The sequence below is a fragment of the Oceanobacillus halotolerans genome, assembly GCF_010993955.1.
Classification (GTDB): Bacteria; Bacillota; Bacilli; order Bacillales; family Amphibacillaceae; genus Oceanibacillus_A; species Oceanibacillus_A halotolerans.
This window is the reverse complement of record NZ_WIXL01000017.1, coordinates 1-14,290: the sequence shown is the minus strand read 5'-3', so window position 1 is coordinate 14,290 and position 14,290 is coordinate 1. Positions and strand designations below refer to the sequence as shown.

Annotated in this window: 10 protein-coding genes; 2 read left to right on the top strand and 8 right to left on the bottom strand. The window is 38.2% G+C overall.

Annotated elements, in window-relative coordinates; all coding sequences use genetic code 11:
* Nucleotides 1-72: 72 nt before the first annotated feature.
* From addA to GHC26_RS14605, 3 genes are all read right to left on the bottom strand, one after another.
* Entirely contained in the window at nucleotides 73-3,795 is a 3,723-nt protein-coding gene (gene addA, locus GHC26_RS14615; RefSeq protein ID WP_163971995.1) for a helicase-exonuclease AddAB subunit AddA, read from the bottom strand.
* Nucleotides 3,789-7,292 (bottom strand): helicase-exonuclease AddAB subunit AddB, encoded by a 3,504-nt coding sequence (gene addB, locus GHC26_RS14610; protein WP_163971994.1) that lies wholly within the window; start codon nucleotides 7,290-7,292, stop codon nucleotides 3,789-3,791. Before addB ends, addA begins: the two co-directional genes overlap by 7 nt.
* Before the next feature lie 311 nt (nucleotides 7,293-7,603).
* The gene (locus GHC26_RS14605) at nucleotides 7,604-8,242 is read right to left on the bottom strand and encodes a TVP38/TMEM64 family protein (RefSeq protein ID WP_163971993.1); all 639 of its coding nucleotides are present in this window, start codon (nucleotides 8,240-8,242) and stop codon (nucleotides 7,604-7,606) included.
* Between the two features lie 212 nt (nucleotides 8,243-8,454).
* Between GHC26_RS14605 and GHC26_RS14600 the strand changes: the two genes are divergently transcribed.
* Complete coding sequence (locus GHC26_RS14600; protein WP_163971992.1) at nucleotides 8,455-8,844, top strand: hypothetical protein; 390 nt, start codon at nucleotides 8,455-8,457, stop codon at nucleotides 8,842-8,844.
* Here GHC26_RS14600 and GHC26_RS14595 read toward each other — a convergent pair.
* The 5 genes from GHC26_RS14595 to GHC26_RS14575 all read right to left on the bottom strand — a co-directional run bounded on the left by GHC26_RS14595 (nucleotide 8,798) and on the right by GHC26_RS14575 (nucleotide 13,786).
* Nucleotides 8,798-9,313, bottom strand: coding sequence for a competence protein ComK (locus GHC26_RS14595; protein WP_163971991.1), 516 nt, complete (start codon nucleotides 9,311-9,313; stop codon nucleotides 8,798-8,800). The two genes, GHC26_RS14600 and GHC26_RS14595, sit on opposite strands and share 47 nt — an antisense overlap.
* 128 nt (nucleotides 9,314-9,441) lie before the next feature.
* Complete coding sequence (locus tag GHC26_RS14590; protein ID WP_163971990.1) at nucleotides 9,442-9,597, bottom strand: hypothetical protein; 156 nt, start codon at nucleotides 9,595-9,597, stop codon at nucleotides 9,442-9,444.
* 104 nt (nucleotides 9,598-9,701) lie between these two features.
* The gene (locus tag GHC26_RS14585; protein ID WP_163971989.1) at nucleotides 9,702-11,240 is read right to left on the bottom strand and encodes a fatty acid--CoA ligase family protein; all 1,539 of its coding nucleotides are present in this window, start codon (nucleotides 11,238-11,240) and stop codon (nucleotides 9,702-9,704) included.
* 739 nt (nucleotides 11,241-11,979) lie between these two features.
* Nucleotides 11,980-12,975: a lipoate--protein ligase gene (locus tag GHC26_RS14580; protein WP_163971988.1), complete on the bottom strand. Its 996-nt coding sequence runs from the start codon at nucleotides 12,973-12,975 to the stop codon at nucleotides 11,980-11,982.
* Between the two features lie 79 nt (nucleotides 12,976-13,054).
* Nucleotides 13,055-13,786 (bottom strand): MBL fold metallo-hydrolase, encoded by a 732-nt coding sequence (locus GHC26_RS14575; protein WP_163971987.1) that lies wholly within the window; start codon nucleotides 13,784-13,786, stop codon nucleotides 13,055-13,057.
* Between the two features lie 99 nt (nucleotides 13,787-13,885).
* On the opposite strand from GHC26_RS14575, the gene yhfH reads away from it, so the two are divergent.
* Nucleotides 13,886-14,017, top strand: coding sequence for a protein YhfH (yhfH, locus tag GHC26_RS14570; protein WP_163971986.1), 132 nt, complete (start codon nucleotides 13,886-13,888; stop codon nucleotides 14,015-14,017).
* Nucleotides 14,018-14,290: the final 273 nt, after the last annotated feature.

Here is a 14,290-nt window from a genome sequence, read left to right as displayed (position 1 = left end):
ATCATAAGTGAGCTACTTATTAACATATGCTGAGGCTCGGTCTCTTTGCACCAGTCAAGCTCAGTCCAACTATTAATCAAGTTCAATACTATCTTGTAAGGCAAAGAAATATAGAAACGACGCTGTTACTGGTTGTTTCCAAATTTTTTCTAAGGCTTCGCGATACAATTTCATTTGGGTTTCATACCGTTTTGCTAATTTTTGCTTCAGTTCCTCTGTTACTTCCTCATCAATCGCATCTGTTTTATAGTCAATAATCATCCACCCATCATCTGTTGGCACTACGCAATCAATGACACCTTGAACTAATACATTTTCATCTGTGTCACTTGACCAATTCGCATATACTTCTTTTGCTGGTAATGACAGACTAAACGGCACTTCACGATGAATGGTGGTAGCCTGTTGCAACACAATCGCTAAATCTGATTTAAAAAACACTTGAATGGCCTGTGCATCCACCACATCTGCTTCACTACTTGTTAAAATTTCACGAGCAACTAGTGATTCTAGAAATTCGCGGATTTCTTGTTCGTTTAATGGCTTTTCAAACGAAATATGCTGCATAACAGTATGCATGACGGTTCCACGTTCTGCTGCTGATATCTTTTTTTCCTTTTGCATAAATTGTGGTCGTTTCACAATCGGAGCGCGGAATGGTTTAAATAATTCCTGTGCACTATATTCATCTTTTATCTCGCGTTGTCGCTTAATTTCTGTAACAGTTTGTTTTGCACGGGATTTAGCTGCTTCTTGATAGGGATATTCATAATCAAGTCGATCAGAAACATACTGATCTAAACTCCCATCATCTACTGGCAACGTCTCCCAATCTCGAATTGTTTTTTCGATTGTTTCACTTGGCTTTTCGGTCGCCTCCGATAGGTTCGTATATTCACTACCATGAGCAATTGTAATTTGCCATTCGGATGGATCAATACGAATTTCTTCTAACACAGCATCATTCAATTCATCATGACGTAGCACATCACTTTGTTGATGGCGAATTAAGGCTGGTCCTACCCAATCAAGATACGTTTTCGACTTTTTTCGAAAATATGCTGGGAGAACCCATTGAGCGTGATCGACCATGCTCTGCCACTTTTCTAGTTTCTTTTCAATAGAGGCAACATTTCCTACCATCAATAGCTTTTCCTTTGCTCTTGTTAACGCAACATATAAGACACGCATTTCTTCTGATAGCAGTTCGCGTTCTTTCTCTTTTTTCATTGCTTCCAAATACAACGTATCATATGTTATCCGTTTGACAGGATCAATAAATTTAGTAGCAAGTCCAAGATCCTTATGCAACAAATAGCGCTGTTTAATATCTTGGAAATTGAATTCTTTAGCCATGGCACCAAGGATGACAACAGGGAATTCTAGACCCTTACTTTTATGAATGGTCATGATTCGAACCACATCTTCTTGCTCACTTAAGGCACGTGCTGCACCAAGATCATCGCCTTGTTCTTCCATCCGTTCGATAAAACGCAAGAACCGGAATAAACCACGAAATGAGGTTGCTTCATATCCTCTCGCACGGTCATATAATGCTCTTAAATTTGCTTGACGTTGGCGACCACCAGGCATCCCACCTACAAAATCGTAATAACCTGTTTTGCGATAAATATCCCAAATCAGTTCAGAGAGAGCACCTTGTCTAGAAGCTAGGCGAAATTCCTCTAACAACGCGATAAAATAATCAATTTTTTTCGTAAGTGTCCCAGTGTGTTCTTTTTGGTATTTCTTCAAGGCATCATAATACGTATTTTTGCGATCAGCTAAGCGAATCTGTGCTAATTCTTCCTCATTTAACCCAACTATAGGTGACCGTAACACAGAGGCTAATGGAATATCCTGTCTTGGATTATCAATTACTTTAAGCAGGCTAAGCATAATCTTCACTTCAATTGCTTCAAAATATCCTGTTGACAACTCCGCATATACGGGGATACCTTGCTTTTTCAGTTCATCTACAATCGTTGGCGCCCATGTCATGGATCTTAGTAATATCACAATGTCACGATATTGGATATCCCGCTGCGATCCAGTTGCTTTATCCACAACCTGCATTGGCCCTTCGGTTCCTTGTCCAATCCAATGTTTAATTTTGGCAGCATAAGCACGTGCTTCTATCTGTGCTTTTTCCAAATCCTCAAAGCTTTCTTTTTGACCCTCTGATTCCTCTTGTTCCTCCTTAGCCTCTCGATCAATAATAAGAAGTTCTGGGTTTGCATCTGTGTGTGGCAATTCATCGTACATGTGATTAGCATAGATTAATTCGGCATCTTGATCATAGTTAATTTCACCTAGATCCTCATCTAAAATTTGTCTGAATATATAATTAGCACCTATTAATACATGTTCCCGACTACGAAAGTTCCGTGCTAAATCAATTCGAGTTGCTGGATGATCACTTGCTGCAAAACGTTTGTATTTGTCAATAAATAAAGTTGGTTCCGCGTGACGAAAACGATAGATACTCTGTTTCACATCCCCAACCATAAACATATTTCCAGGACCTTCTTGATCACTAATTAAACGTAAAAGGCTTTCCTGGACAAGATTTGTATCTTGATACTCGTCCACAAGCACTTCGGTAAACTGTTGCTGAAATTGCAAAGCGACATCGGAAGGACGTGGGTTATCATCTGTTGATGAATCATCCATCAAAATCGTTAAACATAAATGTTCTAAATCAGAAAAATCCACAATGCCACGCTCTCGCTTCTCACCTGTGAAACGGTCGTTAAACTGTTTTACTAACTCTGCTAACTGGCGAACCACAGGAGCTAGGGTACGCATGTCTTCTATATGGCTTTCTAATTTTCGGCTAAACAAGTCATTCTTCATCTCTGACCAACGTTTTTTATAGTTTTCTCGTAACGCCTTGAACCTTTCTTGTTTCGTTTTATCACAGTCAACACGTTTACGTGAAAGGGTTGCAAATTTACCTGTAGCTATCACTTCTTGTAACGCATCCCAGGAATGCAAGTTGTGTCGCGCTTGTTGTAACATTTCCCAATCCTGATCCAATGCCTCTCTATAATGATAAGGACCATCACTTTCGCGTGTTAACTTATAGGCTAATTCAATTTCTTGTTCCATCGCATCTAAATTACTAACAACCTCTTTTTTCACGATCTCTAACCAAGAGAGATCAGACTCTTTCCAATCTGTTGGGATCTCATAGACGTCTGCTAATTGGGTAAGCCATTTTTCTGGCCGCGGATTTTGCATGGCAAAAGTATACAAATTTAGCACAAGCTCTTCTACCGCGGTATCACTACGATCATTGGAAAAACGATCTACCACAGCAAAAAATTGCTCTTGTTCTTCCCCTTCTGTTCCATACCAATCCTCAAATAAGTCTGCCATCACTTCTTGTTTTAACAAATCAGCTTCCATATCATCGGCAATCCGGAAAGAAGGATCGATATCCAGTAAATAGGCATATTGCTTTACGACTTCTAAACAAAACGAGTGAAGTGTTGAGATTGATGCACGTTGCAATAGTGATAATTGTTTCTTTAAATGATTTGATGTTGGGTCATCCACTAATGCTTGTTCTAGTGCCAATCCAACCCGATTCCGCATCTCTTGTGCCGCAGCATTGGTGAAAGTGACAACCAACAACGAGTCAATATCGACTGGTTTCTCCTTATTCAACAGCTTTTGGATAATTCGCTCCACAAGGACAGCTGTTTTCCCTGACCCTGCTGCTGCGGCAACTAATATATCACTTCCATCTGTGTAAATCGCCTGTTCTTGTTCTTCTGTCCAATTTACCATTCATTGTCCCCCTCATTCTGGACACGTTCTAAAATGTCATCATCCTGCAAATCCTTCAGTCTCCGGTAATCATTGTCATTAAGGGTTGGGTCAAATTGACACACGGCATGAAACGGACAATACGTACATGGTATTTTTTGCTTATGTTGGTATGGATTTAAGTGCACCCCACCATTTGTGATATCAATTCCAGCTTGGCTCATAATGTGATGAATATGTTGCTGCAGTCGACCAAATGTCGCTTCATCCTGTACCTTAGAGTTTTTATTGAACGTACCATCTTTTTTAATCCCCGCAGGAATAATATCACTAGATCCACTAGCAAGAGAGGTATCCATTAATTGCGCAATTTGTTCATCCTCTAAGAGTAACCCTTTCATCTTATATTCTTTTCTAATTTTGTCTTCAATTGCTTCTTCTGTCATTCCAGGTTGTCCCTTAATTAACGGGTTGTGGACATGGAAATATAACACACCAGCTGGGGTTGCCTTCATCCCAAGCCATGTTTCCGAATGTGTTAAGATAACATCTAAATACGTTAACATCTGTAAGGCTAGTCCATAATATACTTCCACTAGATTAATGTCTTTTTCACTTGATTTATAATCAATAATTCGTAGCATTAGCTTATCTTCATACTGTGCCTTATCAACACGGTCGATTCTACCTCGTAACAAAAGCTCATAGCCATTTGCCAAGGATAAGGTAATTGGTGGTAGGCTATCTTGTTGATTCATCCCAAAGCCAAGCTCAAGTCCAACTGGCGAAAATTCACTATGTCTTGCTTGTTCACTCAACACATAGGTAGCACGCGCAATGACTTCCTGTAGTTTCCGTTGAATATATTGATAACGATTCGAACTGTGTAAAATTTGGTGTTGCAAAATTGGTGCTAAATTCGTAATCGCCTTTTGTGCATACTGATTGGTATCTTTTTTCGTCAAGCTAGCAAATTCTCTTCCTTCCGCTTGAATCCATTCCATAATTTTTTTCAATGCTTCATGGAACAACTGACCAATATCTGGTGCGTCAAGCTTATACGTTTTACGTTCTGCCAAGCCCAAGCTGTAATTGGCAAAGTGCTGATAGGAACAACGATGATACATTTCAAATCGAGAAACGCTAGCCTTTAATTGTTTCGGATATAATTGTTCTGTTGTTTCTTTTTCCAAATTGACTGGCTGATTTTGATAAAATAAGCTTTGTAAAATACGATAGGTTGTATCATATTTCTCATGATGTGTCACATACCAGTTTAAAACATGTCGCCATACGGGTTTGATTGGATATCCCTTTTGTTCACGTGCTAATTGTGCTGTTAACGCTGCACGTGTTTTCAATGGTGTTGTGATAAAGCGTTCAGCATCTACTAACTCATCTGGGTCTTGTAAAAGCAAGTGATCTTGGCAAACTGGGAATAAATCCTCCAGTCGTTTCACTAATTGAGATGGCATCTTTGCCTTCCCTTCTTCATCACTTAGTGGATAACTAACCCACAAACGATCCTTAGTTGCTGTAAAGGCTATATACATATAAAACCAATCATCTAATAATTGTCGTTTACTACTCTCAGCTAACTGTAAGCCATGATCACGCAGTAATTCACGTTCTTGTTCATTAATCATCCCTTCTGATTGTGGCTTTATTGGCCATACCCCATCATTCACACCGAGTAAAAAGGCACTACGGACCCCACTTATACGGGAGCGATCAATCGTACCAACAATGACATGATCCATGCTTGGTGGAACATGGGAAAAGGTCAATGATTCAAACCCAGCTTCCAATGTCGAACGGAAAGTGGACAAGGTCATGGCCTCTTCCGCTACCATTTCAACCATTTCATCTAATAGTTGAATGACTGCATCCCATACTTGTTCCTGTTCACGGCCTTTTTCTAATTGGCCAATATCATCATAAAATGTTCGCATTCCCTCTAGTCGTTCTGGTACACCTAGGTGCTCTAATAATAAATATACTTCTTCACATCGTTCTTGTACTGTCGTTACATTGCGTATGGCTTCATCAAAAGGCTTTAATGCTTGGACAACTTGTTTCCGGTATGCATTAATCCGTTCTTGTATGCGTTTTTCCTCATCAGTCTGAGCAGCTTGATCAAACCCACGGAATCGTTGAAAAATCCAGTCCCCATTCTTTGTCCAACTCGTTCGTGAACGAATGCCATATTCTAATACATAGTTTTCCAGTTCATCAATCGCATCATTATCTAGTGGGAAATTTGAATCTGTTGCGGGAATAAAGCCTGTCTTTAACACACGGAAAATCGCATCATACCGCCAATTCCCTTCCGCAATATCTAATACAGACCGAATTAGTTCGATTAATGGGTGATGTAACATTGGCCGCTTTTCATCGATAAAAACTGGGATACCATAATCTTCAAAGATGGTGTCAATTAAGTCATGATACATATCGGTTTGTCGAATAAAAACAGCCATATCCCGAAAACGATAGTTCTCTTCTCGAATTAAGCGAATAATTTCTTGTGCTACCCCTTCTACTTCTGCACGTGGATGAACTGCCTCTGCAATTTGAATGGGGACCTGTCCTTCAAACGATGGTGCAGGACGTTCATTAAAATAACGTTCTAAATGAAGAAAGGCTGGTTTGTCCTGAAACCGTCCCTTTTCTACATCCAATACGATGTCATTTTCAATCGCTATATTATGCTCATTGGCTACTGTTTTTAACAATTGATACGTTTCTTTCGTTTGGTAAAACAAATCCAGTTCCGATAATTCGCTCTGATCTGGTTGATCCACTGTCAATGTAACTGTAACACGCTTTGCTTTTTTCATAAGTGCTTCCACAACAAGCAATTCTTTTGGTGTAAAGCGATGAAAACCATCAAAGTAGATTTCCGCATTTTCTAAGAAAGATGCTTCTTTTATCTTATCTGCCAGCAGTTGTAACTGGTCTTCACTATCGATGTAATGGTCTTTCAGGTGAGCCGTTAAACGATCATAAATATAAACTAAATCCTTTAGTTTATCGTGTAATGCCACTTCTTCTGCTTCCTTATGGACAAACTGATTAATTTGTTCAATTTGTCCCCGAAGAACTTCTGGCGTCACATCGTAGCGTTTAAATTCCGTAATCATTCCTTCCACTTGCTCTAAAAATCCTTGTTTTTCTATCGCTTTTTGAAATACATGCCAATCTGTTTCTCGCTCTTCAATAATTTTACGTAATATCATTTGAATTCCTAATGAGCTGATAAACTTTCTTGTAGCCCCACCTGTTTCTTGCAGGACACGCCAAGCAAGACGAGAAAAACTAACCACTTGCGCTCGAATACTCCCTTCTAATGCTTCATCATGAAACAGAGCAGCTTCTTGTTGAAATGTCATCTGATCTGGAACGATATAAAATATTGGTGGACCTTGTGGATCCTCTATAATTTTTTCTTTGATTTCATCTAATGAACGGCCACTTTTTCCTGTACCTGCTCTTCCTGTAATAAATCGGATCCCCATTACAATCCCCTTTCACGTTTCCGATTAGTTTAATCTTGCTTTATATCTCAAATAGCCTGTGATAATTTAGATATAATGCGTCGTAACTTTAATGTGACTTCTTTCCATATCCCTTATAAGGTAAGCACTAAACCGACGCTGTGTGAAAGCGAAGTGTTCTGCCGGAACGGTGAGTTACGTCGCATTTTACATCAGCTACTCATTAAAATCATTTTAGACATTAAAAACTTCTATCTCTTCATTTTACCAAAGATAGAAGTTATGCGACATATATTGACATTTACAATGTATGACAGTCTTTACGTCTTCTCTCACTCCGTTGTGGATTTTTCGGCACGTTTCTCCAACCGTTTTTCTAAATATTTTCCTACGACCCAAAATAAAACAATACAAATCCCAACGATAATTGTCTTCACTGGATTCTGTGCAAATTCCACGATACTAGACCCAACATATGCAATCGAAAAAATCATGACGGACTTCCCAAGTAAAACAGCTAAAATAAATTGTTGTCTACTAATATTGGACAACGCAGATACCACATTAATGACTGACGAAGGGGAAAATGGAAAACACATTAATAAGAATAGTGGGCCAAACCCATGTCGTTCTAACCAAGCTGTTACGCGCTGTACCTGCTTATTGCGACGAACAGCCTTAATAAAACGTTTGTCTCGAAATCGACGAATAACTAAAAACACAAGAATCGCCCCAACGCTAGCACCAATCCATGACCAGAGAAACCCTTCAAACGGGCCATATGCTGCACCATTTACCAATACGAAGACGACTAAAGGGAGAAACGGCAGAAACGCCTCCGTAAAAGGAAATATAATGCCAGGTAAAGGGCCTAACGCTTCATAGTCCTTTAATAATTGCATAATGTATTCGTCTAATTGATCTTTTTCATACATAATTCTCCAATTCGAAATGATGCTGTAAAGAAACATACTGTTTATTCTCCTCATCCATATGTAAAAAACGTATTCTCTATAGTTTATTCGATCCCCTTTTATTTTAAGCGAAATAATTTCATATGCCTAGTCAAATGTCATAAATGCCTCTTCCATTTCACTATTCATTTTTTTAGTGTATTTTTTTCTCCATTTATCATATAATGAATTATAGAACTTATGTTCGACCGACAGAGGAGGAATCCCTTATGCGTTATCTCAATGAGGAAGAATTACAATTAGCTTCACGATTTTTATTTCTTTCTATGGCAATTGTTGTAATGAAACAAGATGCACAACACATTCAAGAAGGTGCTTTTAAAATTAAAGAACCATATATGGAGCTGTTAGGGACGATGACGACAGAAGCAACTGAGGAACGAAAACAATTACGTAAAAAAATGAAAGCCAAAGACATCCAAGTGATTACGTTAAACAAAAATGATTCCTTTACATCCTTTTTGTTTCTTTGTCAAGGTCGAGAAGAAAAGCGGAATTACTTTAATCCAGCAATTCGTAAAAAAGTGGAAAGTCTCATCCATGAATTTATGCTTAAGGCTCTGCAACCATATCAGGATTATGCTTCCGCAAATGCTTAAGCCGAGCATCCAGTCGATAGCGAAATTCAGCAGTTCGATGCAATTGATTCATCGCTGATCCATGAGACATTTCCAACAGTGCTGTTTTCCCATTTTTAAATACAATTTCAGTGCCTTTCTGATTTCTTGGTTTTACATGTGTCACGTGGGAATGGGAAATCCACGAACATTTATTACTTGATGGAGAAGAGGTTGGAAAAAAATACATCCCACTAATCGGATCAATGGAAATAGGTGCCTTATGAGTGATACCACAAATCTCTTTTGTCCCATCCTGCCTTCCTCGTAAACTAGAACCGAAGAATTTACATGCATGATCTATAATTTTGGTAGGGGATACACTCACATAATAATCCCCCTCTTCTTCTAAAACATATGACACATGGTTTCCAGTTGCATCAACATGAGCAATGACAGCTAAGGTTACTGGTGTAATTTCATAAGATGAAATAAAATAATTTTTGAACATTTTAATCTCCCTTTCAATTTTACATGAAAAGGAAGAGGCTTATGTACTAATTTACCAAATTTTTAAATAAAAAGATAATACAAATTTACTATATTCAAAAAGTTCACAATTTATCCATATATATGTGACTATTGGTCACGTTTTGAGTCATTGTGATCTGCGTGATGTTGTTCTATAGATTGTTCCATTGGGGGATTCATGTTCAACACATCATCCATCATATGGAAGTCTGGATTTAAGATAGTAAATGTCGCTAATTCTGGCGTCCGATCAGATTGTGTCATAACGAATCAATCCTTTCTTTTCACTAGTATGGCAATAATTGATTCGTATAATACATGGAAAAAGTGTCCCGAAAACGTAAGGACACTTCTCATCTTAATCTTTACTAGCTTTTCACTTTTTCACGTAAATTTTTTCGCAGTATTTTTCCCGTAGTATTTTTTGGGAGTTCGTCTAAAAATTCAAATTCAGTTGGTACTTTATATTTTGCCAAGTGCTCCTTGCAATAAGCCGCTAGTTCCGATTCCTTGATAGGGTCATTTGTCACAATAAATGATATAACAGCTTCACCAGTGTTAGGATCTGGCTTTCCAATCACAGCAACTTCTGAGACGCTTGGATGTTGGTAAATTACTTCTTCTACTTCTCTTGGGTATACATTATAGCCGCCAACTAGAATCATATCTTTCTTACGGTCGACAATGTAAAAATAACCTTCATCATCCATTCGTGCCATATCCCCTGTATATAACCAACCATCTCGTAATGCAACAGCTGTTTCTTCTGGCATTTTATAATAGCCTTTCATCACATTCGGACCACGTACAATTAGTTCACCAACTTCTCCAACTGGAAGTTCTTCCCCAAACTCATCCACTACTTTGTTTTCGACATTCACAATGTTTTGGCCAATAGATCCAGGCTTACGTGGTCGATCCAATGGATTAAAGCATGTTACAGGAGATGCTTCTGAGAGACCATATCCTTCTGATACCTGTACATCAAAGGCCTCTTCAAATCCTTTTAATAATGCAACAGGCATTGCCGCACCTCCCGAGATACACAAGCGAATCCCCGCAAGATCAACCTGTTCCTTTTGAGCAGCTTGTAATAAATAATTATACATGGTTGGTACGCCAGCAAACACAGTTGCTTGTTGTTCTTTTGTTATATGGAACACGTCCTGTGGCGAGAACTTTGGCATAATCAATATTGTCCCACCATTCATAAGTGGTGCATTTAATGCAACCGTTAAACAAAAGACATGAAACATTGGCAATGCAGCGATAACACGGTCTTCACCATTTATTGCTAAATAGTCAGCCACATCTTTTGCATTAGAATACAGGTTTTGATGTGTTAACATAGCACCTTTTGGCTTTCCTGTTGTACCCGACGTATATAAAATAACTGCTGTTTCTTCTGGTTCAAGTGTTGGTACTTGTGCTAAAAATTCAACACTTCCAGCCTGTACGAGCTTAGTAAAAGATTGAATCGGAGCAAGCTTATGATCCTCGAGTGAAATATCCGCACCACTTTCACATGATATGTAATGCTTTATACCAGGTAGTTTATCCGCTATCGCCTCAAACTTCTCCAATAACACATCCATTGTAATAACACCTTTCACATCCCCATTTTTTAGAATGTAGGTCATTTCATGTGCTGTATACAATGGATTAATCGGGATGACAACAGCACCCAATCGCAATGCACCATATAGTCCAATAACAAAATAAGGACTATTTCCAACTACTAATGCCAAATGATCTCCTTTTTGAAATCCTAATTCTGATAAACTTGATGCAAATTTAGTTACTGCGCCTTCTAATTCTCGATAACTTGTTTCTTTGTCTTGAAAAACTAATGCTGTCTTATCTGGGTGATTCTTAGCTGTGATTGACAATTGATCACTTAAATTCACATTCTCTCCCCCTTCACAATATAGTGAATGAATAGTCATTCATTATATAGCGAAAAATTAGCAGGGTTATGGAAGGATTCGTCTCTATTCCTAACAGACAATAGCTATTGCAACCAGGTGATACTGATATGGAATCGAATATTGTCCAACCCTTCTGAATTTTAACCCTTCTTTTAGTATAAGACACCATATACACCTTTTTCAAGTGGAAGCGTTAACAAGGCCTACTTGCTAGATAGAAAGATTTCTGTATTTATATGTTAATATACGAATATCCAAAAGGTGTTTTCTAGATGATTGTTGCTTTTTCAAATATAAACTTTAATGAATAGTTGATATAAATTGCGACGTAAATTGCGTCGTTGATTTCCGTTTCGGACAAGTTGTTCACTTTCGACGGGAATAAATTTGCTATCAATGTTCACATACATATAATGGATCCGCGACCATGCTACAAACGGGGTTTTTCAGGAAATAACGGAATGAGGATTCATCCCGTGAAAGTAGGCGGTTCCTCATTCCGCTAATAGCGAAAACAACCTTACATCTATAGGACATAACGAAAGCCTTATGAAAGGTTACCCACTAACACCTCTCCAGGACCTGTCCGTATAATACAGATGAAAAAACATGGATCAATCTCGACGAATAGTTTGATCCAATATTTCACAATGGCTATGAAGTGACCCAAAAACTGCACCCCTATTAGTGGAACAATTGGGGTGCAGCTAATATTTTATTAATAAATTAAGTTAATAAACTCCTCTTTGGTAATGCGTCCAAGATAATGGGAAACATCCACATCCGCTAATGCTTCTTCAATCGCTTTACGTTCATGTCGAACACCAATTAGTGCTTCTTCTAAATCTTTAATACTTCCAAGTCCAAAGAAGTCCCCATAAATTTTACAGTTTTCAATGACTCCTTTTTTGACATCTAGACGAACATCAACTAATCCACCATCAAACTTATGTGATTCTTGGATATTAAATGCTGGTGATTTTCCAAAATTCCAATCCCACTGTTGGTATCGTTCCTTTGAAATCTGATGAATTCGATCCCAATCCTCATCTGTCAATTCGTATTGTGGTACATCCTTAACATCTTCCACATCGAAGACATGGCGCAAGATCAGCTCTTTAAATTCATCCATCGAAATTTTTTCATCAAGATACTCCGAAATATTAGCAACACGACTTCTAACTGATTTAATTCCTTTTGATTCAATTTTTTCTTTTCGTACATTCAATGCGGAAACAACATGTTCAATTTCTGAATCAAGCATTAATGTACCATGGCTAAACATGCGTCCCTTGGTTGAAAACATAGCATTACCAGATATTTTTCGTCCTTCTACTGCAAGGTCGTTTCTTCCTTGCATTTCGGCAGGAACACCTAATTTGTTTAGCGCCTCCACAATTGGCTGGGTGAATTTTGCAAAGTTATGGAAGCTTTCCCCATCATCTTTTGTAATAAAACTGAAGTTTAAATTTCCTTCATCATGGTATACTGCACCACCACCAGAAAGTCGGCGGACTACTTTAATGCCATTCTTATCAACGTATTCTGTATTAATTTCTTCAACAGAGTTTTGATTTCGACCAATAATAATAGAAGGTTTGTTCACGTAAAATAGTAAATATGTATCCTTCTCCCCGAAGTTTTCTAATATATATTCCTCTATTGCTAAGTTGATCATTGGATCTGTAATGCCTTTATTATCAATAAATTTCATATTCTAGCCTCCCTATCATTGTTTCTACATTAAGTGTAGCCTATATCATTTTTCACCGCAATTAATGACTACTACTGTACTACTTCCTCCAAATATATCCTTCTGTTGCTAATTGGATATCTCCCTTAAATACTTGTTGTGCTTCTTGGACTAAATCATTGGTATCGCGATATTGTGGCAAATGGCTCAGTAGAAGCTGTTTGACACCAGCATCTTTTGCAATGGTTGCACCTTCCACACTCGTCATATGACCTGCTTTTGAACCGTCTTGATCGGCATAGAAATTACAATCAGTAATGAGTAAGTCAGCACCTTTGGCAAACTTTTTCCATTCTTCTTTGTACGCTGTATCTGCTGTATAAACGATCACATCTTCACCATCCGTAATTCGCATGCCATAACATGGGACAGGATGGTTCGTTTTCATAAAGGTGATGGTAAATGGCCCAATTTGCAGGGGTTGATCTGGATCATAGGCAACCCCTTTTGCACATTCATGGGTCAATGACTCAAAGCGAGCTTTATTTTCTGTGTGACCGTAAATGGATAAAATCTCCTTTTTATCTCGGAGATAAGATTGAACCAACCATGCATATTGTAGCACACCAATATCTGCAATGTGATCATGATGATAGTGAGATAAAACAACTGCATCCAAATCCATGACATGTTTATAGTTTTGCAGCTTTGATAAGGACCCACTACCGGCATCGATGAGCAATGTGAACCCATTTTTCTCCACTAAATAAGAAGATGTTGCACCACCTGGAGCCGGGTAGCCTCCCCAAAATCCTAATACCGTCATTTTCATTATTTTTCACCTCAATGTTAGATTGTTGTAACACAATATTGACATTTTTCATACTGTTATAATACAATAGGTGTACTAATACAAAGGGGGATGTATTACATGCTAACTAGTATCGTTGAGTTTTTCCGTAACTTGCCTAGCAAAAAATGTAGTCAATGTGGCCAAGACATGCTTGAGAAAGCAGACTGCTATGGAAATCTATGTGATGAATGTGACCATCCAGCACGCTAAACTTAGTATAACGTAAAAATGTAAGTATTTCTACTTGATGACTCTGTACTATAACACAACACCTATCTTTCTATCTTTCTCAACTATTCTACGAGGCTGTTCTCTAAGAGATTGTAGCTTTCTAGTATGAACCGTCTTGCATATAATATAGATTATGCGCAATAGCTAGAATATGCACATTGCACCGCTTCGGAAAAACACTACGCTAGCTCGTGTTCTATTTCTTATTAATATCATCATTAATGCTAATACAATAGTTGATTGGAGCGTAGG

Bases quoted from the DNA above. Each gene is read 5' to 3' on its own strand.
- addA (WP_163971995.1), bottom strand. From the start codon at position 3,795: ATGGTAAATTGGACAGAAGAACAAGAACAGGCGATTTACACAGATGGA.
- addB (WP_163971994.1), bottom strand. From the start codon at position 7,292: ATGGGGATCCGATTTATTACAGGAAGAGCAGGTACAGGAAAAAGTGGC.
- GHC26_RS14605 (WP_163971993.1), bottom strand. From the start codon at position 8,242: ATGTTTCTTTACAGCATCATTTCGAATTGGAGAATTATGTATGAAAAA.
- GHC26_RS14600 (WP_163971992.1), top strand. From the start codon at position 8,455: ATGCGTTATCTCAATGAGGAAGAATTACAATTAGCTTCACGATTTTTA.
- GHC26_RS14595 (WP_163971991.1), bottom strand. From the start codon at position 9,313: ATGTTCAAAAATTATTTTATTTCATCTTATGAAATTACACCAGTAACC.
- GHC26_RS14590 (WP_163971990.1), bottom strand. From the start codon at position 9,597: ATGACACAATCTGATCGGACGCCAGAATTAGCGACATTTACTATCTTA.
- GHC26_RS14580 (WP_163971988.1), bottom strand. From the start codon at position 12,975: ATGAAATTTATTGATAATAAAGGCATTACAGATCCAATGATCAACTTA.
- GHC26_RS14575 (WP_163971987.1), bottom strand. From the start codon at position 13,786: ATGAAAATGACGGTATTAGGATTTTGGGGAGGCTACCCGGCTCCAGGT.
- yhfH (WP_163971986.1), top strand. From the start codon at position 13,886: ATGCTAACTAGTATCGTTGAGTTTTTCCGTAACTTGCCTAGCAAAAAA.